This window comes from Fibrisoma limi BUZ 3, from assembly GCF_000296815.2.
Lineage (GTDB): Bacteria > Bacteroidota > Bacteroidia > Cytophagales > Spirosomataceae > Fibrisoma > Fibrisoma limi.
In genome coordinates, this window is sequence record NZ_CAIT01000005.1 from 371042 (window position 1) to 394656 (window position 23615).

Genomic DNA, 23615 nt, shown 5'->3' on the forward strand with positions numbered 1-23615 from the left:
CTTGCCCCACGCCCTGCGCCCCAAGCTGGTTAACTCCACTTGAGTATGGTTTGCGGAATGATCCGGTCCCAGAGCCGGTTGCGTACCGAACGAACTTCGCTCAGCACGCGACCACCCAGCGCCGTAACGGTGAACAGCCGTTTGCGTCGACCACCCCGTTCGGGCGTGGCTTCGCCCAGTTCCGAGCGGAGGTAGCCCTTTTGTTCGAGTCGTTGGAGAGCCGCGTGAACCGCCCCGGTGCTGACGGTCTGGCCCGTTTCCCGTTCGAGTTCTTCGGCGATAACCACCGAATACGCCCTGGGCGAGAGTACGGCCACGGCCAGCAAAACGACCTCTTCAAACTCGCCTAAATCACTCCGTCGCATGGGTAGAAAGTAGCGGTTACTATGGGTTGTAGTATTTTATCTATTTCCGTATGTCAAATGCCTTGCCAAAAAGTAAAGTTGCCTTTACTGTGTTGGAAATGGGGGTTTATGGTGTATCATTACGTACTGGCTGTCCAGAAACGGACAGAATTTGTACGAGCGCGGACAAGCCGGATCGATACGCTTTGCAGGAGTATACTGAGCTTACTTTTGCATTAATTCATACGTAAGCTGATGACCGAGATCTTCGACAACATTCGAAAGCTGTACCGGTTCTACGTACCCACTAACGAACTGGCGGAGTACATTGAATTTTTCTCGGAGTCATCTGCTGAGGAAACGTACCGGCATGTGGCCGACAATAGATTTACGGTCAGAATGTTTCCGAGCTGGACACCCACCTGCTACATTAATCTGGGCGAACCGTATCAAATGGTAGTTGGAACCAGTCGGTATCTGGTCCGGAAGGAGATTGACGTATTGCTGCTCCGAAATTCAGTTGTCGAACGCTTCAACCTGCCAACCGACCACATCTTCACGATCAAGTTTTACCCCGGAGGGCTGGAAGCGGTGCTTGGTGTTAATCAGGTTCACCTGGTCGATCAGGTTGTCCGGTTGGAGACGATACTGCCCGCTGAGCTAATCCAGCGCATTAAACGGCTAACTGCGTTTGAAGAACGAATCGAACTGCTTGAGTCATTCTTTTTAAGCCAATACCTGAGCCGGAAACGAGCGGATCATTACCAAACCATCGTGTCCAATACAATTGGTACGTTTGAAGCGAGCGGATTAGTCCTTAACCCTGGCCAACTGGCCGACCGGACATTCGTGACATCTAAAACCATCAACCGCTACTTTCACCGGGTCGTTGGTACGTCACCCAAGCAGTACTTGTCTGCCGTAAGAGTCAGGGCGGCCCTAACTGGCTACGTCGCCAATCGCAACCAATTCTCGCCCGACGACTTCGGCTACTACGACATGAGCCATTTTTATAAAGATGTCGTCAGGTTCACGGGGCAGAAATTGAGTCGGTTAAGGAAGTAGCGCTGGATTTATGACGTAGCGGTTAATAACCCGAAGAAAGGCCTGCTTAAGCCAGTAGCCTTAGAAGCTGTTTGAGTTAGCGAAAAACCATTTGATGGTTCGTCGAATATAGACACAAATGAAATTTCGGGCCGAAACATGTGAATAACCAGCTTATCCCCAGCCGGTTGCCTTCTACTGGTCCGCTCCTTTGAAGTCACCATATACTCCTGAGGGAACGTTTAGACTAAAAAAAGCAAGTTAATCGAGTCAATGACTAGGCTTGATATGTTTATTTGATATGTTTTTGAACAGTCACGTAAAATAGTAAGTTACTAAAACTATTTTAGTGCATAAGACGCAAGTCAATGTCTGGTCCTGATTTGTTCGATACTTAGTATCTTCCTTCGATGAACGGTGATGAAAAAACATCTGATTCAACAAAGAATTTATATGAACAACTTAATATCCAGTTCGCCTTACAGGTATCTGGGCTAGGCGTTTGGGAGCTCGATCCGAAAACGTACCAAGTCCGTTGGGATGACCGCTGCCGGGAGTTATTTGGACTGGTAAAGGATAACGTCCTGCCTTACCAACAGGTCATCCAACATATCCATCCGGAAGATGCAGAGCGCGTCAATCAGGCCCTGCAGCAAGTATTGACTGGCGAGTCTGACGGAATCTATGATCAAACCTACCGTACCATCGGGGCTGACGATGGCCAGTTGCGGTGGGTACGTTTCTACGGCAGAGCTTATTTTGCTCAAACTGGTGATCTGTATCGATTTGCCGGGGTGGCTCAGGATGTCACCCAGCAGGTACTGGACCAGCAACAGGAAGCGGCCACCCGCCAGCAGGCCCAGCGGCAGCAGCGGATCTACGAAGCCATTACGGCCAGTACCCCCGATCTGATATATGTCTTTGATCGTTCGTATCGGTTTACCTATGCCAATCGAGCCCTGCTGGAGATGTGGGGCAAAAGCTGGGAAGACTCGATTGGAAAAAGCTTGCTGGAAATTGGCTACGAGCCCTGGCACGCCCAGATGCACGAACGGGAAATCGACCAGGTGGTGGCTACCAAACAATCTATTCGGGGCGAGGTGTCCTTTATCCATGCCACCTTGGGCAAACGAATTTATGACTACGTATTTGCGCCTGTGCTCAATGAGCAGGGCGAGGTAGAGGCCATAGCCGGCACCACTCGCGATATTACGGACATCAGGCAAGCGCAGGATCGTTTGCAGGAACGGGAAGCCTTCCTGCAGTCTATCATTGACTTAGCCGAGGTAGGCATCTACACGATCGATTTAAGTACGAATCAACTAATCAAGTCGCCACGGGTTGCTGGCTGGTATGGATTACCGGAAGTGACCGATGTTGCAACATCGGTCAGTGTTATTGAGGTCAGCGATCAGGAGCGCGTTTTTCAGACGTATACGGAAGCGCTTGCATCGAATGCCAGTGGGTATTTCAACTTGGAGTATGGGGTTGTCAATGCCCTGAATGGTCAGCGACGTGTGCTACGTACATCTGGCCAAATTGTTTATAATCGGGAAGGTCAACCCGTGCGTGTGAATGGCTCGGTCCATGATATCACCAGCCAACGCTCAATACAACTTACTTTAGAACAGCAGGTTCAACAACGCACGGAAGAATTAGCCGCTGCTAATGAGGAATTGGCGGTTACTAATGAAGAACTGGAAGAAGCGAACGCATTGCTAGTTCGCTCGAACGACAACCTCCAGCAATTTGCCTACGTAGCTTCTCACGACCTGCAGGAGCCACTACGGAAGATTCAACAATTCGGCGATTTACTGAAAGGGCGTCAGAACTCCTTGTCCAGGGATGAGTTGGGGTATATAGAACGGATGCAATCCGCGGCCAGTCGCATGGCTATTCTGATTCGGGACATATTGGACTTCTCCCGCATTGCCACCCAGCGAGGCAGTGATAAGCTGGTGTCGCTAAACGAGGTTGTTGAGCAGGTTCTCACCACCTTAGAGCTGGTCATTGCCGAAACCAACGCCGAAATTAACGTGGACCTCCTACCGTCTGTATTGGGGGATGCTTCTCAACTCACCCAGCTCTTTCAGAACCTGCTGGGCAATGCCCTTAAGTTCCACCGCCCATCGGTTGCTCCGCTCATTCATATTCGTTCTTATACCGTGGAAGGGGGGGCGTTGCCAGCTTCGGTAAAGCCCACGCGAGTGAGCAAGGTCTACTACCAAATTGATGTAGTGGATAACGGAGTTGGTTTTGATGAGAAGTATCTGGACCGCATTTTTCAGGTTTTCCAACGGCTGCATGGCAAAACCCAGTTTGCCGGAACAGGAATTGGCTTAGCGATCTGTGAGCGCGTGGTGGCCAATCATGGCGGAGCCATCACGGCCAGCAGTCAACCGGGACAAGGGGCCACCTTTACCGTTTACCTTCCGGCGTAGCTGAAAGATAACCTTATATCACGGTCACGAACTGGCGAATAAAAAACCTCAATAACGCTCGCCCTGAAAGACGAAAAAACTTCCATGTATGGGCTGATCCAACGCGAGCCATTATTGTAAACAGAGCCCCAAGTTTATCGGCAAAAAGAACCGAAACGCTGTAACCTCATCCCCAATCACGAATTTCCTCCGTTTATCTGCGCCCGCAGGAGCCTGGTTTCACTCCGCTATGGCCTGAATACGTGTTGTTTGACCTGAAAATGTCCGTTTTTTACTAAAAACACTAAAGACTATCGCGTTGCTTTGCCCAAAAACAGCACATGCTTATGAATCATGTTCGGAAGGTCGCCTTAGCTGCCGTTCTCCATTGGGCATCGATTTTATTGGCGCAGGCCCAAATCGGCGTTGTTCGTAAACTCGAGACCTGCCCCTGTCCCGTTAAGATTGACAGCAGCTTTCGGACCCGCTGCGCGTACCTGATCGTGCCGGAGAACCGCAAAAAGAACAATGGAAAAACCATTAAGCTGCCGTTCATTCTGGTTGAAAGTAAAAATCCTCACAAAAAGAAGGACCCGCTGCTGTATACGGCTGGCGGTCCCGGTGGGAGTTCGCTGGGGTGGGCCAGAGGGGCCAGTCAATCCCCACTTATCAATGACCGGGATTGTATTGCGTTCGAGCAGCGTGGGACTCATTTCGCAGTGCCTAACCTATGGAGCAACGAGTTGTCTGATGCCATCAGCGAGTCGTACCGGAAAAATCTGGACAAGGATAGTATGGTGGTGGTGGGCGTAAAGCGTTATAAAAAAGCACTGGAAGCGAAAGGAATTGACCTCGCCGGATACAACACCGACGAAACCGTTTCCGACATACACGATCTGCTGGCCACGCTACGTATCGATTCGGTAAATCTGACCGGCGGCTCCTACAGTGGCGGACTCATGACGGCTGTACTTCAGCGCGATCCGTCACGCATCCGGTCACTCATTCTGGATTCACCTCTGCCTACGTTTGTGCCAATTGATGAAGACGAGCCGGCCAACTTCGCCGAATCGCTAAACGTATTGTTTCGGAACGTAGAACGTGATTCGACGGATACAGCGCGATACGGCCATCTGAAGGCAAAATTCGAGCAGTATTTCACCGCGATTGACGGCAAAAAATTTTCAATGCCCTACATAGCAACAGGTTCGACCGACACGCTACGTATCGAGTACACACGTAGCGACTTGCTGGATATTCTGGTTAATACGCAGATGAAGCACGTGCCCTATGCGATCACCGACATGATCACCGGCAACCACGATCGGTACATTCAGCCCTATCTGGTGCGTAAACTCGAACGGGAAAACGGTCCATCGGGGATGCGTATTTCCGTGTATTGCGCCGATCAGCAGGCCTATCACAGCGAAAAAGTACTTCAGCAACTCTACGATATCTATCCGTACCTGAGAGGGTATCACATCAACGATGTGTATCGAGCCATGTGTGATTGCTGGAACGTACCGCCCATAAAACCAGAAACCAAACAGCCGTTTTATTCAACGAAACCGGCCTTGCTGGCTGATGGTGAACTGGATAATGCCGTGCGTCCGCTGTATATCGACATGATGCACCATTATATGCCCAACAGCCAGCGACTATTGTTCAGAAATAAAGCGCACGGCGTTGGCGGTGCCGACTGGAATCGATTTATGCAACAGTTTCTTAACAATCCCTATCAGAAACTCATCTCGGATAAGCCGGAAATTGTGGTGTGTTGAGTAGCCGGGCAAGGGGCAAAGGGCTCATCCCGTAGTTACTGACTACTAAAAACGACTTTGAGTGCTACCGGTTGCTGGAACGATGTTGCGCTTTATTGAAAGACGGCCACTCCGAAATCTCCATGCTCTAAGTCGAAGGCGTCAAAAAGATGAACAAAACCTTCGGAGAACCTTTGCTGGTTTTAAAAACGTACTCGGCCAAAATCAATACGCTTTTTGATAGCTTGGCTCCCACTATTCAGTACGTAAACTCTTCACCGGGTCCATCAGGGCCGCTTTGATACTCTGGAAGCTGACGGTCACGAAGGCCACTAAAATGGCCAGTGCCGCAGCCAGCGCAAAGACCCACCACGCCATGTCAATCTTGTACGCAAAATCCTGCAGCCACTGACGCATAGCGTACCAGGCCAAAGGGGTAGCAATACCAATGGCGATCACTACTAACCGTAAGAAATCTTTCGTCAGCAGGACAACCACGCTGGCTACGGATGCGCCCAGGACTTTCCGAACGCCAATTTCTTTCGTCCGCTGGTGGGTGGTAAAAGCGGCTAATCCGAACAACCCCAGGCAGGCAATCAGCACGGCTAAACCGGCGAAGACACCAAACAGTTGGCCAATCCGTTGTTCAGACTGGTACATGGTATTGAATCGTTCGTTCAGGAAGGAATAGGCAAAGGGGGTGTCTGTCTGGGCCTTCCACTGCCGTTCAATAGTGGCTAGCAGGCTGGGTAGATCGTCCGTCTGGATGCGTAGGGCAAGTTGCTCATTGTTGCCACCATAGAACATAAGTAGCGGGGCAATACGCTGGTGCATGGATTCGAAATGGAAGTCCTCCACCACGCCAATGACCGTATACGTCCGTTTGCTCCCTTCGGTCCCGTCGCCCAGCGTAGAAAGCTGCTGACCGATGGGCTGTTTGAAGCCATACGCCCGGGCGGCTGCTTCGTTAAGCAGTACCGCTGAACTGTCAGAGGGAAACGACTTCGAAAAGTTGCGGCCCTGCTTGAGACGAATACCTAACGTAGGCAGGTAATCTTCGTTGATGAAATAACTCTTATTTCGGTGCGTACTGATCCGCGCTCCATTCCGGACCTGAATACCATCTACACTATAACTGGAGGCTCCGGCCGGCAAAAAACCGGCCAGCGATACGTTGTCAATGGATGATAATCTGGCCAGCTCGGCCTTAAACGCATTTAGTTTTGAGCCCAGTACGTGCGTATCGTGTAAGACCAGCACCTGCTCTTTGTCGAAACCAACCTTCTTGTTTTGTATGAAACGTAGTTGCTGATTCGCGACGATTGTAGCAATGGTCATACCAATCGATACGACAAACTGAACTGTCACCAACGTATTGCGCAACCAGCCACTCCGCGAGCCAGCCTGTATCCGGCCTCTAAGCACCGTAATGGGCTTGAATGCGGACAGTACAAAGGCGGGATAGCTGCCGGCCAATAGACCGATCACCACGCAGGCCAGTACGGCCCCGGAAAGCATTCGCCCGTTGACAATAGCACCGGAGGTAAACTCTTTGCCGGCCAACGCATTGAAGCTGGGCAAAAGCAGGAAGACGAGCCCCAGCGCTAGTACTAAAGCGAGCAAGGTCAGCAGGACAGATTCGGTCAGGAACTGACTAACTAATTGTTTCTGAACAGAGCCGAGTACTTTGCGGATGCCCACTTCTTTGGAGCGCCCGGCCGATCCGGCAGTAGACAGGTTCATGAAATTGATGCAGGCCAGCAGCAGGATGAACAGCGCAATCGCCGAGAAAATGTACACATATTTGATGTCGCTGTTTGCCTCTAATTCGTCATCTAGATCAGAATGAAGATGAATGGCGGTTATGGGTTGGAAGCCAAAACGGAACCCATTGCCTTTTTGCAGAAACTCAGGCAGTGTAATGCCGAAAAACTCCTGAATCTCCGACGCCATATACTTGCTGACGAACCCCCGGCTGATGGCTTCTACGCGCTGGATGGAATAGCCTTCCCGAAGGCGCAGATAGGTGTAGGCACCGCTGGCCAGCCATTTTGTCCCTGTCTTCACAGAGGGTAAGGAGCCAAACATATTGTAGTGGAAATGCGTATTGGCCGGAACGTCTTCGCAGACGCCGATTACCCGGAAAAGGCCTAACTCGCCCATCGACAGCGTTTTCCCGATGGGGTCTGCCTGACCAAAATATTTCCGGGCGATTGTTTCTGTAATAACCAGTGTGTTGGGCTCAGTGAGTACGCTTGTCCGGTTGCCTTTCAGCATCGGAATGGAAAACATGGAGAAGAAGTTTGAGTCAACGAAGGCTACATTCTCTTCTTTTATGACTTCCTGACCGTGTTTGACCAGAAAAGCACCTTCCTTACGCAGCCGGGTAACGGCCTCCACACCCGGGCAGTCGCGCAGGAGGGCTTGCCCGGCCGGGCCGTTGGCATAGGCCAGCTTGATCTCTTTTTCATCCAATCGCCCATGTAAAGTCATTCGATACAGTCGGTCGGCGTTGGCGTGGTAACTGTCGTAGCTCAGTTCATGCACCACGAAGAGGACAATCAGCAGGCACGTAGCCAGCCCCACGGCCAGGCCGACAATGTTGATGGCGGTAAACGCCTTGTGCCGCCACAGGTTCCGAAAAGCGATGGTCAGATAGTTACGAATCATGGCAGGACTTAGAAAAGAAGGGGATGTATATTGTTCTTTTGCGTTTGATGTAGCCAGGGGCCGTAATAGCTTCACTACGTTGGCTACGTAGCGCCAGTTGGCTCGTCGTGGCCCTACTGTTTGCACCCAGGAATCATACAGTTCCAGCAAATCGCCCTGCACTTCTTCCAGGGTGTCTGGGTGGCCCCACCACGATAGTAGTGTGGTAGCCCAGCGTGGCGGGATCGCAGACCGACGATTCGGTTTCTGAGCGTTTGGCATAGGGCAGGGGGAGGGGCCTGGAGCAAAGAGCCTGGAGTGCTTTTACCCCATGCCCTCTGCCCCAGGCCCTTTGCTTATTACTCAGCAGTACGTATCGATTTGATGGGGTCCGACGTAGCCGCTTTGATGCTCTGGAAGCTGACCGTCAGCAGCGCGATCACGATTGACAGGATAGCGGCACTGACGAACGTCCAGGCGCTGATGTCGATCCGGTACGGATAGTTTTTGAGCCATTCATCAATGGCGTAATAAGCAGCCGGGAATGCCAGGATAAACGAAAGGCTGACCAGTTTCAGGAAATCCGACGACAGCAGTTGCACCAGACTCGGCACGGATGCCCCCAGCACTTTCCGGATACCGATTTCCTTCGTGCGCCGTTCGGCCGAGAGCGTTGCCAGTCCGAACAGGCCGATGCACGAAATAAAGATGGTCAGGATGGCACCGAACAGCATGATCTGCTTCCATTTGGCTTCGGCTTCGTACTTACTACGGTTGTCCTCATCCAGAAATTTGTACGAGTAAGGCGTAATCGGAAATAGCCGTTTGAAGGTTTTGGCTATATGATGCAGGCTGGCGGTTTCAGAACCCGGTTTAATTTTGACGAAGAATCGGCCATAGCTGTTGCCGGGCTTCATGGTGAATAACTGCGGCCCAATCGCTTCGTTCAACGCTGCGTAATGGTAATCTTTCACGACACCCACCACCCGGTATTTTTCGTTGTTGTACCAGAAATCGACCACCTGCCCAAGTGGATTTTTCCAGCCCGCTTTCTTTACGAACGATTCGTTGACCAGTACAGACTGGGTGGAATCGGTCGGTAAGTCAGCCGAGAAGTTACGCCCTCTGCTGATCGGGATTCGGAACAAGGGCAGGTAGGTCGGATCGACAGTCTCATACGTAAAATGCATCTGGGTCTCTCCGTTAATTTTAGCGATCGTACCCCAGTTGCCGCCATTTTTGGGCGCAATGCTTACAATGTTCGGCTGTTTTAGTAGTTCCTCCCGCAGCAGTTTAACTTCATCGCGGGTGAGTCCTGATTTACCAATATCGATTACGTGCCTGTCGTCGTAACCCAGGTTCTTATTCGTGAGATAATCAAATTGCGAGTAGATCGTCAGGGTACCGATAATGAGGAACGATGCAATCGCAAACTGTAAAACGACCAGCGACTTCTGGAGGTAGTTCTTCCCCGACAAGTTGAACCGGCTGTACAGCGTTTGAACGGGACTATAACTGGATAGCACCAGGGCCGGATAAAAGCCCGCCAGCAGGCCCGTAGCCAGGAAAAGCGTAATGTAGCCGGCCACCAACCGTACGTCGAATAAATACGAAAGGGCCAGGGCTTTGTTGGAGAGCTGGTTGAAGGTGGGCAGTACGAGCTGAACCAGAATCAGGGCAAAGACAAACGCAGCGAAACACAGCAAAAACGATTCACCCAGGAACTGGAACGTCAGTTGCGAGCGGCCGCCACCGACTACTTTCCGGATACCAATCTCCTTGGCCCGCTTCAGTGACCGCGCTACGGTCAGGTTCACGAAGTTGATGCAGGCGATAAGCAAAATGAACAGGGCAATACCCGACAGAATGTAGGAGTACATCGGATTACTGCGGTCCACCAACCCATTATCAGGGGGCAGGTCCTTGTTCAGGTGCATGTCCGTGTAGGGCTGGAGCCTATAATCCATTCGGTTCTTCATGCCGTACTGGGCAGCCATCGTTTTGATCGCGTCGCGGGCATCGGCCACATAGATCCGATTCATCTGCTTTTCTACGTTAGCCACATTGGCATTTGGATTGAGCAGGACGAACGTATTGAGAAAGAAGTTGAACCAGTTGTTTTTATCGGTTATTGCCTCCTGCGGTACAATAAGCGGCATGAGCAGATCGAACTTGATTGACGAGTTCTGCGGGCAGTTGGCCGAAACACCGGTTACGGTGTAGGGCTTGAACTGGCTATTGTCCTCGTACGAATCTTTCAGGAGAAGAACCTTGCCCAGAACATCCGTAGTGCCAAATTCCCGTTCCGCAGCCTCTTCAGACAATACGACCGAATTAGGATCTTGCAGCGCCGTTCTGGGATTGCCGCTCAGCAAGGGAAAGCTGAACACCGAGAAAAAGCTGGAGTCCGTCTGAAAACCCTCCTGGCTTTTTACCGCATTGCCGTGTTTCAGGTCGACCCGGTGCCCCTTAAAGCGAACGAACGACTGTATTTCGGGCACACCATCGGTAAATTTAGGTCCCTGAAAATAGCCGGTGTTCGTCGATAGTCGTTCCTGAACGCCCGCCGGGGTAAACTCCTTACTGGTGATCCGGTAGATATTCGGGTTGTTGGCATGGAAGCGGTCGTAGCTGACTTCGTCTTTGGTGTACAGCATGATCAGCATGGCCGCGGCCAAACCTATGCTGAGCCCAATAACGTTGATGAGCGAATACACTTTGTTGTGGGCCAGCGTACGCCAGGCGATGGTGAAATAATTTCGTAGCATATCGGGACTCAATAAGAAAGGGGGAGGATACTCAGGTGCTTGTTTCGATTTGGCCAGGGGCCGTAAAAGCTTTAACACATTCAGTACGTAGCGCCAGTTGGCCCGCCGTTCACCTACGGTCTCCACCCAGTAGGCGTATAGCTCCAGCAGGTCGCCCTGCACTTCCTCACGCGTATCGGGGTGGCCCCACAACGAGAGGAGTCGGGTGGCCCAGCGTGGTCCCGCACCAGCGGACTGGTCGTTACGGGGTGGTTGAGTAGCGTTTGGCATAAGGCTTGGGGCGAAGGGTGTGGGGCGAAGGGCCAGGAAGTTACCCCATGCCCCACGCCCCCGGCCCTTTGCTATTCAGTACGTAGCGACTTTACCGGATTCATCAACGCGGCTTTGATGCTTTGAAAACTGACGGTCAGTAAGGCAATGACGATGGCCATTAGACCCGCCAGAGCAAACATCCACCAGGAAAGATCAATCTTGTAGGCAAAGTCTTGCAGCCACTGGCTCATGGCCCACCACGCAACCGGCGAAGCCAGCAGAATGGCAACCAGAACGGGCTTCAGGAAGTCAGCAGACAGTAACCTCACGATGTTTGGCACGGATGCCCCCAGCACTTTCCGGACACCGATTTCTTTGGTTCGTTGTTCAGCTACGAACGTAGCCAGACCGAACAGGCCCAGACAGGCGACGAAAATGGTCAGTCCGGCAAACAGGCCAAGAATCCGCCCAATCTTTTGTTCCGAGCGGTACGTTGCCGTAAAATTCTCGTCCAGAAACGTGTAATCCAGGGGCGCTTCGACGCCAAACCTGGCCCATTGCTTTTCTACTGAACCCAGCAAACCGGCAATGTCTTTGGTCTTGACCCGCGCAATGACGTAGCCGGAGTTACTACCCAATGTCATGACCAGCGGAGCAATACGTTCGTGCAAAGACCGGAAATGAAAATCCTTGACGATGCCGATTACTTGATACGACGCTTTCCGGCCCTCATTGTCCGGTCGCGTGATGGTATGACCCAGCGCGTTCTTACCCCAGCCAAACGCTTTGGCGGCTGTTTCGTTGAGGATAATGCCGGTCGAATCGGTGCCGAAATCTTTCGAAAAATTACGTCCGGCGACCATCTTCATACCCAGCGTGGCAATGTAATCTTCGTCAACTTCGTACCGGAGTGTCTTCACGAACTGGGACGTATTGTCGTCGGCGTAGACCATGAAGTTGTTGTTATTGGAAGGACCTGCCGGTAAATAGCCAGAAACCGTTGCATTCGCTACCCGGGCATCCTGCAGGAGTTGATTCCGCAGCACTGTCTCGTTTGTGCCCAGCCGCCAGGTCTCCTGCAACACCAGCACCTGGTCTTTGTCATAACCTAACTTGGTCGTCTGAATGTACTGCAACTGCCGGTACACGACGGTCGTGCCGACGATGAGCATAAACGAGATCGAAAACTGCACTACGACCAGGGCACTACGTAAGCTTATGCCGCCTGAGCTTAGCTTCGCCCGGAGGGCCGAGCCACTGCCTTTCAGCACCGTAACGGGCTTGAAGGAAGAGAGAAAGAAAGCCGGATAGCTACCCGCCAGCACACCCACCACCAGCCCAAACAGGAGCAATGCCGGCAGCAGCCACGGAGCGGCCATAAGGTTAAAGGTCAGTTGTTTGCCGGACAGGTCGTTGAAAAGCGGTAGGGCCAGATAAACAATGCCAACGGCCAGAACCAGTGCCAGAAAGGTCAGGAGTACAGATTCGGTCAGGAATTGGTTAACCAACGCACCTTTCAGGGAGCCCAGTGCTTTCCGAATGCCAACTTCCTTACTACGCTTGGAAGCACCGGCCGTCGACAGGTTCATGAAGTTGATACAGGCAATGACCAACATAAACACCGCAATGGCCCCGAAGATGTAGACGTAGCGGATATCGCCCGCCGGTGACAAATCAAAGGCGAAGTCGGCATGCAGGTGAATGTCTGTGAGCGGTTGCAGAAACAGCCCGACGTCATTGCCTTTTTTGCGGAACTCCGCCAGGCTCATGCCAAAGGCCTGCTGTAGCTGTGGCCCCATGTACTTCTCGACTACGTGGGGCAGTTTGGCTTCCAACTGTTTATAATCGTAGCCTTTGGGAAGCACCAGGTACGTAAAGTAGCTGGAAGTCATCCAGGATGGCGATTTGGCGTCGGGTTCACTCGCCATCGACACGAAAAAATTGAAATGAAAGTGTGAATTGGCCGGTACCTCGTCCACAACACCCGTTACTGTACAGGTAGCGTTAGCTGTTTTGATGGTCAATACCTTACCAATAGGGTCTTCATTGCCAAAATACTTTGTTGCCATGGCTTCAGTGATGACCAGGGTGTTGGGTTGTGTCAACGCCGTTTTGGGATCACCTTTCAGGAAGGGGAGGGTAAAGACCTGGAAGAAGTTAGCGTCAACAAAGGCAACGCCGGTTTCTTTGAAGGTTTGATTACCGTACGCGATGATGGGTACGCCACCATCACGCACTCGAGTAGCTTCCAGTACTTCCGGGTATTCTTGTTTCAATGTTTGAGCCGTAGGCGGCATGACGACGGCTTCCTTGATTTTGCCCCCGTTCATGGAGCCCTGAAAATAGACCCGCACAATACGGTCGGCCTTTTCGTTGTAGCGGTCGTAGCTCAGCTCGTCGAGCACGAACAGGCTGATGAGAATGCACGTTGCCAGCCCGATCGACAGCCCGACAATGTTGATAGCCGAAAAAGCCCGGTTGCGGTTGAGGTTTCGCCAGGCAATGGTAACGTAATTGCGGATCATAGCAGGACTCATTGAAAAAGGTTGAGGGTACTCATCGAATCGTCGAACCGTTGATTGTTTTGGTTTGGCAAGCGGTCGTAGTAGTTTCAGGACACTCAGGCTGTAGCGCCAGTCGGCTCGTCGCTTCCCCACCGTCTGCACCCAGTACGTATACAGTTCCAGCAGGTCGCCCTGCACTTCCTCGCGCGTGTCGGGGTGGCCCCACCACGCCAGAAGCTTGGTGGCCCAGCGCGGTCCCGCACCGGCGGACCGGTCGCTACGGGGTGGTTTCGTGGCGTTTGGCATAAGGCTTGGCGCTAAGGGCTTGGGGCGAAGGGCCAGGGAGTTACCCCATGCCCCACGCCCTTAGCCCTACGCTGGTTATCCGGTTATCAGTTGCAATGTCTGCGGAGGCAATGAACGCCACAGTTCTTCCCGCACTTGTTTCACATCTCGTAGCGCCTTTCGACCAGCGGCCGTAACCGTAAAGAACCGTTTGCGCCGACCACCGCGCTCGGCGGTGGCACCTCCCATCTGAGAGGATAAAAAGCCCTTCTCTTCCAGGCGCTGTAGCGTGGTATGAACCGTACTGAAGCCAACGGAACGCCCGGTTTTGCGCTCGATTTCCTGCGTGACGGTGACGCCGTAAGCTTCTTCATCAAGGATGGCTACGGTTAGCATGACCACTTCTTCAAACTCTCCCAGTAAGGCTCGCTTCATGACATTGGCATTTTCTCCGATAATGCCGAACAAATGCGGTGCCAAGTAGATAAAAAGGCTTCTACGCATTGTGGGGGCTATTCTAGTCGATTATGCACGTGCTCAACTTGTCCGCTTTTGGACATCGGACGTACCGAAACGGACAAGCCAACCTGCGCAGGTTGGCTTGTCTTACAAAGGGGAACAATATGGATGGTATAGAATTAGTGCTATTCGGAACGTATCGATTTGACCGGATTCACCAGCGCGGCTTTAAGCACCTGCAAACTGACCACTACGCTCGTGAGTAGTGCCAGCAGGAAACCAACCTGCACGAACGGTTGCCAACTAATCTGGGTATGATAGGCGTAGTCGGCCAGCCAGTCGGAGATAAACCAGTAGGCGAGGGGCCAGGCTACCAAATTGGCGATACCCATTACCCAGACGTATTCCTTCAGAAACAGGGTTACGATGTTGGGCACCGATGCCCCCAGTACTTTGCGAATCCCCACTTCTTTCGTCCGACGAGCTACACTCAGGGAAACCAGACCGATGACGCCCAGCAACACGATCAGTAAAGCCAGACCAGTGGCTACGTAAGCGGCTTTCTCCAGTTGAAGCTCGGTGCGGTACAGCTTTTCGAGGGTTTGATCGATAAAGGCGTAATCGAACGGCGCATCAGGAAAGAGTTCACGCCATTTGCGTTCAATGCCTTCGATGGTCTGTTGTGTATTGCCTGGAGCGAGCCGAAATGAGAAGAAGCGGTAGATCGGCAACGCCTGAATCTGACCAATAGCGATGGGCTGGATCGCCTTGTGCATGGTGCCAACGTGGAAGTTCTGCACCACGCCCCGGACCCGGTACGTACGCGGAAAATTCTGGAAGCGAACGGACTGCCCAATGGCCGCGTCTGTAGTCCTGTATCCTAATGCTTTGACGGCGGCTTCGTTGAGAACAACGCTGGTCGAATCGTAGCCACCCCGTTCATAATGAAAGTACCGGCCACTTTTCAGGGGTATTCCGTATGTTTCGGCGTAGTTTTCGTCGGTGGTCATAATATCAACACTAACGGCCTGGGTTGAATCGCGACCCTGGGGATACAGGTTACCGCTGTTGCCTACGTTGCCGTTCGGAATCTCATAGGAGAGACTCGCCGAACGAATACCAGGCAGCCGGGCAAACTGGTTGCGGGCGGCTTCCATCCGGGCGACGCCTTCTTTCGACCAGTTGCGGGGGAGTGATGATACGGTCAGGACCGCTTCTTTCTTAAAGCCAAGATCGGTATCGAAAAAATAAGCGATTTGCCGGGATACGATAACGGCTCCGACGAATACAAATACGGCAATGGCAAACTGCACCGTAACGAGACTGCGCCGAAACAAAATGCCTTCGCGGGCGGATCTCTCTTTGCCTTTCAACGAATCAACGGACGAATAGGCCGACAGGTAGAGCGCCGGATAACCGCCCGCCAGTCCGCCGACGATCAACACCAGCCCCACCAATAACCAGCTGTACTGCCAGGGTAGATTGATTAGCGTCGGAATACTCTTACCGACGACCTCATTAAACAGAGGCCGGAACACAACGTATAACCCTATTGACAGCACCGTAGCAATGGCCGTCAGCACGAAGGCTTCGGTCAGGAACTGGGCGGTAAGCTGCCGGCGAAGTCCCCCCAGCGCTTTTCGGACACCAATCTCCCGTAGTCGCGACGACGAATTTCCCATCGACATATTGATGAAGTTGACGACCGCCATCAGCAGGATAAATAAGGCAACGGACGCCAGCGTAATGATCATTTTTCTGACCAATCCGTTGTTACTTTGCAGGTAGAAGTCGGTTAGGGGCGTGACGTAAGCCGTCAGGTTTTTCTGCGTTTCGGCGGGGGTGTTCGTTCGGATCAACTGAGCCAGCGGCTTTTCCAGATCCTTTGGGGTTACGCCCGGTTGCAGTTCTACGTAGGAAACGATGTATTGATTAAGCCAGGTCTGCATGCTGGCTTCGCCACCAAAATACCGCACACTGCTTACGGGCATGAAGATTTCGTTCGACTCCGCCAGCAGATGCGATACCGAATTGTCGGGCAGTGGTTGCAATACGCCCGTGACCAAAAACTCCTGCTTCCCCGCGCCAGTCGTTTCGACCGTCAGCGACTGATTCAGTACATCGGTTCTGCCAAAGTAGTTTAAGGCTTTCGCGGCTGTAATCACTATGGAGTTGGGGCCGGCCAAGGCCGTGCGTGGATTCCCCTGCAACAGCTTGAAGCCATACATGGGCAGTAGGGTGGAGTCGCCAATCTGGATGGATTCCCGGAAATGATTGTTGCCTTTGGATACCGTAGCGCTGATGCCGTAAAAACGGTAAAAGTCGGCTACCAGATTGGGATAAGCGGCTTTGAGCGCCGGACCAAGCGGGGCCAGGGTCGTGATATCCATACCCATGTTCTCCTGCTTCCAGCGACTCTGGACGAGGCACTGCCGGTCGGCGTTCCGTAGTTGGCGGTTCACCTGAAACTCACCCCAGACGTAGCTGCCAATCAATAGGGTGAACGTAATGCCGACGGCCAGCCCGACGATGTTGAGGAAGGCGTACAGCTTGCGTCGAAGCAGGTTTCGCCAGGCGATCTTGAGGTAGGATTGAAGCATATTGGCCTGTTTTAAGGTTATATTTAGAAAAACTCGTGCTATGGAAGCAGTCGTTGAGCAGTTGTCGGATTACGAACGCGAGCGCGGAAAACCCATCCCCACCTTAAATCATTCAGTTATTCAAGGCAACCTTATGTTTGCCTTGCAATTGCACTACCGTCAACAGTATAGCCTTCTGCCGGAAATCAATCTGTCAATGCCTGAACGGCCCGATGCGGTACCTGACATCGCGATCTATCCGAAGCTGCAAATTGACTTCCTGCACGATGTTACAGCGATGACAGAAATGCCACTAACGGCGATTGAGATTGTCTCACCTTCTCAGTCCGATGCCGAAATTCTGGCCAAGTTCGAACGCTATTTCAACGCGGGTATCAAGTCATGTTGGTTAGTTATGCCTAGTTTTAAAGCCATTGCTGTCTACACATCTATTGATCAATATGAGTTTTTTAAGTCAGACACGACACTCTCTGACCCCGTGACAGGCATTTCGATACCGTTGGGCGAAGTGTTCGCATAATTACTCACTTCGTAAACTCTTCACTGGATTCGTCAGGGCCGCCCGAATGCTTTGGAAGCTAACCGTGAGCAAGGCAATGCCGATAGTCACGATACCCGCCAGCACAAACATCCACCAGGCGATGTCGATCTTGTAGGCGAAGTCATGCAACCACTGATTCATGACATACCACGCCAGCGGTGACGCCAGCACAAAAGCAATCAGCACCAGTTTCAACGTATCTTTCGACAGCAGGGCGACGATACTTGTCACGCTGGCCCCCAGCACTTTGCGGATACCAATCTCTTTCGTCCGCTGTTCGGCGGTGTAGGTCGACAGGCCAAATAGCCCCAGGCACGACACGAGTACGGTCAGTACGGCAAACCCGTTGAAAAGCGTCATCATGAGCCGGTCCTTGCGGTATTGGGCATCAACCGATTCATCCAGAAACGAGTAGTCAAACGGCACGTTCGGGTAATGGGATTTCCAGGCGGTCTGCACGATCGGTAAGTGTTCCGGTCGCAGTTTCAGCGTCAAATTGGCAGGTGGTAAGGTATTGTAGACTAACACCAATGGCTCGACCGGGTTGTGCAGCGAACGGTAGTTGAAGTTTTTGACCACGCCAACCACCTTTCCCTTGTGCATAAATCCTTCTATATCCTGGCCAACGGCCTGCTGCCAGCCGGCCATTTTAACAAAGGCTTCGTTCACCAGGAAGGCACCCGTTCGGTCAGCTTCGGATGTACTCATTAGGTTGCGTCCGCTGATGAGTTTCATATTCAGCAAGGGCACAAACCGTTCATCAATAAAGAAATAGTTGCTGGTTACTTCCCGTTTTTTGCCGTTCGCGCGGAAGAACGTGGTGCCAACGGGCAGTATGGCGTCGGGTTGTAGACCGGAACCGAGGGTTACGTCGGTGATTTCGCTACGTTGCCGCAGGGTGTTCGCCAGGGCCGGTGCCGATGCTCTCGCCAGTGAGTCGTCGGGTAGCGGAATGGTTAGAACCTGGTCAGTAGAGAAGCCCAACGACAGACGCTGGAGGTAGGTCATCTGACTACGGATAACCACTACGCCGACAATCATGGCGACGGTGAGTGTGAACTGAAATACGGTTATGCTTCGGCGCAGCCATAACCCTTTGCCGAAATGCCCAAACCGTCCGCGTAGTACGTTCGCGGAATCATAGCCGGACAGCACGAAAGCCGGATATAAACCACCCAGGATAGTCGTAGCCACTACAGCCACAGCCGCCATCAGCAGCCCATCTGTCCAGGCTATTGAAAGCCGTATTTGTAATAGGGTGTTAAAATACGGAATAGCGATCAGCAGCAACCCAACCGCCAGGCTAACGGTTAGCAGACTGAGCAGGAACGACTCTGACAAAAACTGTCCGATCAACTGACCTCGCATGGCTCCGTTGGCTTTTCGGATGCCAACCTCTTTGGCGCGGTTCGTCGCCCGGGCAGTGAGCAGATTAATGTAATTCAGGATGGCGATAGCGAACACAAAAGCAGCCAGGAATGCAAACAGATAGCCGTACTGACGGTTGCCCTTGGGCGTATCGGCCATCTTGCCCTGACTAAAATGCACATCGGCCAGCGGCTCCGTTTGAAACCGAACCGCATACCCTTCGGCCCCCATCTGCTTAAATTCCGGCTGAATGTAGGTCTGGCTGAGCAAGGCCAGCTTCTGCTCAAACGCGGGTATGTTCGGCTGGTTCCGGAACAACACAAAGGTGTAGGCGGGGAAGTCTTCACCCAACCAAGACGTAGAGGTCGAAAAATCCTTGTGCAACAGCGCACTGATGCGTAAGTCGGCGTTGGAGGGCAAATCAGCAATGACGCCCGTAATCTGGTATGTCTTCTTGTTGCATTGGAAGAGTTCGCCCAGGGCATTGGTCCGTCCGACGTACTTCTGCGCGAACGACTCAGTAACCACAGCACTGTTCGGTTTGGCTAACGCTTCGAGCGGATCGCCAGCCAGAAAATCGTAGGAAAACACGTTGAAAGCATCCGGGTCGGCATAAAAGACGTCGGGCTGGTTGAACAGCTTGTCAACATACTGAACCGTGGCGGAAAGCGGCTCGAAGCGTACGGCCGCTTCCACTTCGGGGTAATTTCGGGTCAGTACATCAGCCAGCAGAATCGGAGAGGAAGCCACGGACATCGGTGCTTCGGGAGTTTTCAGACTGGTTGTAATCCGGGCAATCCGATCCGCATTGCTGTGATAACCGTCGAACGTAAACTCGTGCTTCACGTACAGAAACATGAGCAAACAAGCAGCTAATCCGATGGCCAGCCCCCCAATGGTTAAAGTGGTGTATAATCGGTTTCGGCGCAGGTTCCGCCAGGCGATAGTGAGGTAGTTGCGAAGCATAAGTGTATGGGTATTGGGCTTGGGGGAGGGTTTGTTGCCCCAAGCCCTGAGCTATTCCGTTCGTAAGCTCTTTACTGGATTCATCAACGCGGCTTTGATACTTTGAAAACTCACAGTCAAAAGGGCTATACCAATCGCCAATCCACCGGCCAGGGCAAACAGCCACCACGATAAATCAATCTTGTAGGCAAACTGCTGTAGCCACTGCTGCATGGCGTACCAGGCCAGGGGCATAGCGATGAGGATGGCGATGCCCACCAGTTTGAGAAAGTCCTGCGAGAGCAATGCAACGATGCCGGTTACGCTGGCCCCGAGTACTTTGCGGATGCCAATCTCCTTCCTACGTTGCTCGGTCGCGTAGGTGGCCAGCCCGAACAGACCCAGGCAGGCGACAAGAACAAGAAGGGCCGAAAACCAGCTCAACAAGGTTTTGATCTTATCTTCCTGATGATACTGCTGTTGAAACGACGAATCCAAGAAGTTGGCTTCGAAGGGATGGTTGGGCACCAGACGGGCCCAGGCCGACCGGACAACCGGAACGTCTGAGGGCTTGAGCCGTACCAACACATTGGGCGGTGTATCCGGCCGGTAATACAGCAGCAACGGCTCAATACGGTTGTGCAGCGAGGCAAAGTGATAATCGTTTACGACACCAATCACCTGTTGGTCGAGCGAATCGCCCGCCGAGGTCTTGACCGTTTGGCCGACGGCCTGATCCAGGCGCCACCCCATCCACTTGACAAAGCTTTCGTTGACGATGACCGCCCGATTTTTATCGCTCGTAACGGCAGGATTGAAGTTTCGGCCGGCTCGCAGCTTAATCCGCAGCAGATTCAGATAGGCTTCGTCAATGCGGGCGAAAAACACCATTTGTTCGGTTTTTTGCCCGTTGTTTTCCCGAATAATGCCTGCTTTGCCATCCAGTGTTATCGGATTCAGCCCCAACGATACGGCCCCAACCCGACTGTTCTGGCTTAACGATGCTTTCAGTACGGTCATCTTCCGGCGGATTGTTTCGTCGGCCGGGACGTTCACGACCAGCACCTGATCTTTGACAAAACCGGGGTCTTTGCTTTGGAGGTACTTGGTTTGTTGACGTACCGTCAGCGTCCCGATAAGCAGAACGACCGAGAGCGTAAACTGACACACGACCAGCGAGCGCCGAACCCATTGGCGGCCTGCTCCATACATTTGCCCTTTTAATACACGTACCGGTTGAGCCGACGACAGCATAAGGGCCGGGTATAAGCCCGTCAGTAGGCCAACCAGACCAACAACGCCTAAACCAATGGCGATGAACGAAACAGGGGGCATGATGAGCGGAATAGCCGTGAGCTGCTCAAACACGGGTCGTATGCTCAGCAGCAACAACGGCGATAGTACCGTACTGATGGAAAGCATCAGGAGTGTTTCGCCCATAAACTGACTCACTAACTGCGGTTTGCCGGCTCCCATCACTTTCCGGATACCTGCTTCCTGCTGACGTTTGATGGCCTGTGCTACGTACAGATTCATGTAGTTGATGCAGGCCACCAGCAGGATAAAGACGGCTACGACGGAAAAAATGGACAGGTACAGGCGATTGCCTTTGGGTGTATCATCATACAGGCCTCCAACGAAATGCAGTTCGGTCAGCGGCTGTACCTGATGCTCCAGCTTAATATCGTAGCCCAGTGCCTTAACGCGGAGGAGTACCTGCGTCCGATCAAATTGATACAGCTTCTGACGAAACTTGTCGGCTTTCGTCTGATCGGCCAGTAATATGTACGTAAAGCAGGACGTATCAAATACGGCTTCGTCGGAAGGCGGGGCGTCCTGCCAGGTGAGCAGGGCGCTGAATGTCAGGTCTGTATTGGTCGGCAGATTTTGCAGTACGCCGGTTACGGTATAAAGCTGGTTGTTTATTTGGAGCGATTGCCCGGTCGGGTCGGCAACGCCAAAATAGGTTTCGGCCAGACGCTTCGTCAGCACGATGCTGTTTGGTCGGTTCAGGGCGGTTCTGGTACCGAAAAGCAGGGGATACGAGAATACATCAAACACGCTGCTGTCAACCTGATACAGGTCGCTCTCGTTGATTAATGCGTTGCCTTTCCGGACCGTAGCGACTGGTACCGACTTGAACCGAACCGTCTGGATGACTTCCGGATACGTCTGTCGCAGGCGCGGGCCGACGTCCTCGCTCGACAGCGCCAGGCCATCGTCCGAACCCGACATTTTGAACCGGGTAATCACGCGAAAGATGGAGTCGGCGCGGTCGTGGAACTGGTCGAAGGTCAGTTCGTGCCAGACGTACAGCGATATCAGCCAGCAGGCGGCCAGGCTAATCGACAACCCGCCGATGTTCAGGGCTGAATACAACCGATTACGGCGCAGGTTCCGCCAAGCGATGATGAGGTAGTTCTGAAACATAATGTCCGTACCCTGATTTGGTGGTCAAGGTACGGACATTGCTAGTAGACAGTCTGTTAAAAAACGTTAAGCCTTGCGTATGGTAAGTATAGCATCACCCCACGTACCGAAGCAACAGGCCAATGATGGCCGCTCCACCGATTACAGTAAGCTCGGGTAGTTTTTTGAACCGGTACAGCAGTCCCACCGTCGTGAGCGCCAGAATGATCGCTGGCCAATCCGTTAGTTGCCGACGAGCCAGCACGACAACTGCCCCGGCGATGGCCCCCACAGCCGCCATGGTAATACCGTCTACAAACGCTTTCACACCCGGATGTTTGCCCCAGCGCTTGAAATAAGGAGCGGGTAAAACAGTCAGTACGTAACAAGGCAGAAACGTGGCTAGAGCCGCTACGCAGGCTCCCGGAAAACCGGCGACCAGGTAGCCGATAAACGCCACCGTAATGACCACAGGACCAGGGGTGATCATGGCCACCGCGACTGCATCCAAGAACTGCTGTTCGGTGAGCCAGCCATACTCTTTGACCACGCCCCCGTACAGAAACGGCACGATGGCCAGCCCACTTCCAAAGACAAACGCACCCGCTTTGGTGAAAAATAAGGCCAGTTGCCACAAGGTCGAGTCGGCAGGAAGCGCCAGCATCTGGCCAAGGAACGGAGCCAGGCTATTGCCCGCGTTGAATCGAATCAGTTGTGGTGGACTTTTAACCAGCCAGTAAACGCCCCCCGACAACAGCACCAGCCACAGTAGCTCGGTTTCCATAATCGCGGTTGCTAAGGCGGAAATTCCAAATAACGTCCAGCCCAGCCAATCGTCGGACTGGACGGTTTTGCGGGTGAGTTTGTACGTCCCCACGGCGATGATGCCGATGACGGCAGCTCCAATGCCGTAAAACAGCGCCTGCATCCAGGGTAACCCCTCAAACTGCACGTACGCCCAACCCAGCGCAAGTACCATCAGAAACGAGGGCAGTACAAAAGCTATGCCCGTCAGCGTAGCGCCCCAGACGCCGTAATGCACGTAGCCCAGGTAGATTGCCAGTTGAGCCGCCAGCGGGCCGGGCGCTAATTGAGCCAGGGCCAGTCCTTCGCGGTAGTCATTCTCGGCAATCCAGCCCCGCTCCGCCACCAGGTCGCGGTGCATGGCACTGACCAGCGCCGGAGGGCCACCAAAACCCAACGTACCTAATCGCAGGAAATACCGAACTAACTCTGTCAGGGAGTAGGAAGCTTGTGTCGCCATTGG

Annotated in this window: 13 protein-coding genes; 4 read left to right on the top strand and 9 right to left on the bottom strand. The window is 52.9% G+C overall.

Annotated elements, in window-relative coordinates:
- Window positions 1-29: 29 nt before the first annotated feature.
- Window positions 30-365 carry a PadR family transcriptional regulator gene (locus BN8_RS06435; RefSeq protein WP_009281007.1) on the bottom strand — a complete coding sequence of 112 codons (336 nt, stop codon included), beginning with the start codon at window positions 363-365 and terminating at the stop codon, window positions 30-32.
- A 234-nt stretch (window positions 366-599) separates the two neighbouring features.
- Between BN8_RS06435 and BN8_RS06440 the strand changes: the two genes are divergently transcribed.
- The 3 genes from BN8_RS06440 (at window position 600) to BN8_RS06450 (ending at window position 5589) form a co-directional block, all read left to right on the top strand.
- Window positions 600-1409, top strand: coding sequence for an AraC family transcriptional regulator (locus BN8_RS06440; protein WP_009281008.1), 810 nt, complete (start codon window positions 600-602; stop codon window positions 1407-1409).
- Between the two features lie 389 nt (window positions 1410-1798).
- The gene (locus tag BN8_RS06445) at window positions 1799-3829 is read left to right on the top strand and encodes a PAS domain-containing sensor histidine kinase (RefSeq protein WP_009281009.1); all 2031 of its coding nucleotides are present in this window, start codon (window positions 1799-1801) and stop codon (window positions 3827-3829) included.
- Between the two features lie 326 nt (window positions 3830-4155).
- The gene (locus BN8_RS06450) at window positions 4156-5589 is read left to right on the top strand and encodes an alpha/beta fold hydrolase (protein ID WP_144051600.1); all 1434 of its coding nucleotides are present in this window, start codon (window positions 4156-4158) and stop codon (window positions 5587-5589) included.
- A 234-nt stretch (window positions 5590-5823) separates the two neighbouring features.
- Here the strand turns inward: BN8_RS06450 and BN8_RS06455 are convergent, their stop codons facing one another.
- The 5 genes from BN8_RS06455 to BN8_RS06475 form a co-directional block, all read right to left on the bottom strand.
- On the bottom strand, window positions 5824-8499 hold the full coding sequence (locus BN8_RS06455) for an ABC transporter permease (RefSeq protein WP_009281011.1): 2676 nt from the start codon (window positions 8497-8499) through the stop codon (window positions 5824-5826).
- Window positions 8500-8576: 77 nt separating this feature from the next.
- Window positions 8577-11255: an ABC transporter permease gene (locus BN8_RS06460; protein WP_009281012.1), complete on the bottom strand. Its 2679-nt coding sequence runs from the start codon at window positions 11253-11255 to the stop codon at window positions 8577-8579.
- 71 nt (window positions 11256-11326) lie between these two features.
- Window positions 11327-14047: an ABC transporter permease gene (locus BN8_RS06465; RefSeq protein WP_009281013.1), complete on the bottom strand. Its 2721-nt coding sequence runs from the start codon at window positions 14045-14047 to the stop codon at window positions 11327-11329.
- 75 nt (window positions 14048-14122) lie between these two features.
- Window positions 14123-14461, bottom strand: coding sequence for a PadR family transcriptional regulator (locus BN8_RS06470; RefSeq protein ID WP_040005580.1), 339 nt, complete (start codon window positions 14459-14461; stop codon window positions 14123-14125).
- A gap of 209 nt (window positions 14462-14670) precedes the next feature.
- Complete coding sequence (locus BN8_RS06475) at window positions 14671-17085, bottom strand: ABC transporter permease (RefSeq protein WP_009281015.1); 2415 nt, start codon at window positions 17083-17085, stop codon at window positions 14671-14673.
- Between the two features lie 40 nt (window positions 17086-17125).
- On the opposite strand from BN8_RS06475, the gene BN8_RS06480 reads away from it, so the two are divergent.
- Window positions 17126-17605 (top strand): Uma2 family endonuclease, encoded by a 480-nt coding sequence (locus BN8_RS06480; protein WP_009281016.1) that lies wholly within the window; start codon window positions 17126-17128, stop codon window positions 17603-17605.
- On the opposite strand, the gene BN8_RS06485 is transcribed toward BN8_RS06480, so the two are convergent.
- From BN8_RS06485 to BN8_RS06495, 3 genes are all read right to left on the bottom strand, one after another.
- Window positions 17606-19960, bottom strand: a complete 2355-nt coding sequence (locus BN8_RS06485) for an ABC transporter permease (RefSeq protein WP_009281017.1) — start codon at window positions 19958-19960, stop codon at window positions 17606-17608.
- Between the two features lie 51 nt (window positions 19961-20011).
- The gene (locus BN8_RS06490) at window positions 20012-22369 is read right to left on the bottom strand and encodes an ABC transporter permease (protein WP_009281018.1); all 2358 of its coding nucleotides are present in this window, start codon (window positions 22367-22369) and stop codon (window positions 20012-20014) included.
- A 94-nt stretch (window positions 22370-22463) separates the two neighbouring features.
- Window positions 22464-23612, bottom strand: a complete 1149-nt coding sequence (locus BN8_RS06495; protein ID WP_009281019.1) for a chromate transporter — start codon at window positions 23610-23612, stop codon at window positions 22464-22466.
- Window positions 23613-23615 lie beyond the last annotated feature (3 nt).

Excerpts from the sequence above, each read along its gene's own strand:
- BN8_RS06435 (WP_009281007.1), bottom strand. The coding sequence starts at position 365 with ATGCGACGGAGTGATTTAGGCGAGTTTGAAGAGGTCGTTTTGCTGGCC.
- BN8_RS06440 (WP_009281008.1), top strand. The coding sequence starts at position 600 with ATGACCGAGATCTTCGACAACATTCGAAAGCTGTACCGGTTCTACGTA.
- BN8_RS06445 (WP_009281009.1), top strand. The coding sequence starts at position 1,799 with ATGAACGGTGATGAAAAAACATCTGATTCAACAAAGAATTTATATGAA.
- BN8_RS06450 (WP_144051600.1), top strand. The coding sequence starts at position 4,156 with ATGAATCATGTTCGGAAGGTCGCCTTAGCTGCCGTTCTCCATTGGGCA.
- BN8_RS06455 (WP_009281011.1), bottom strand. The coding sequence starts at position 8,499 with ATGCCAAACGCTCAGAAACCGAATCGTCGGTCTGCGATCCCGCCACGC.
- BN8_RS06460 (WP_009281012.1), bottom strand. The coding sequence starts at position 11,255 with ATGCCAAACGCTACTCAACCACCCCGTAACGACCAGTCCGCTGGTGCG.
- BN8_RS06465 (WP_009281013.1), bottom strand. The coding sequence starts at position 14,047 with ATGCCAAACGCCACGAAACCACCCCGTAGCGACCGGTCCGCCGGTGCG.
- BN8_RS06470 (WP_040005580.1), bottom strand. The coding sequence starts at position 14,461 with ATGAAGCGAGCCTTACTGGGAGAGTTTGAAGAAGTGGTCATGCTAACC.
- BN8_RS06475 (WP_009281015.1), bottom strand. The coding sequence starts at position 17,085 with ATGCTTCAATCCTACCTCAAGATCGCCTGGCGAAACCTGCTTCGACGC.
- BN8_RS06480 (WP_009281016.1), top strand. The coding sequence starts at position 17,126 with ATGGAAGCAGTCGTTGAGCAGTTGTCGGATTACGAACGCGAGCGCGGA.
- BN8_RS06485 (WP_009281017.1), bottom strand. The coding sequence starts at position 19,960 with ATGCTTCGCAACTACCTCACTATCGCCTGGCGGAACCTGCGCCGAAAC.
- BN8_RS06490 (WP_009281018.1), bottom strand. The coding sequence starts at position 22,369 with ATGTTTCAGAACTACCTCATCATCGCTTGGCGGAACCTGCGCCGTAAT.
- BN8_RS06495 (WP_009281019.1), bottom strand. The coding sequence starts at position 23,612 with ATGGCGACACAAGCTTCCTACTCCCTGACAGAGTTAGTTCGGTATTTC.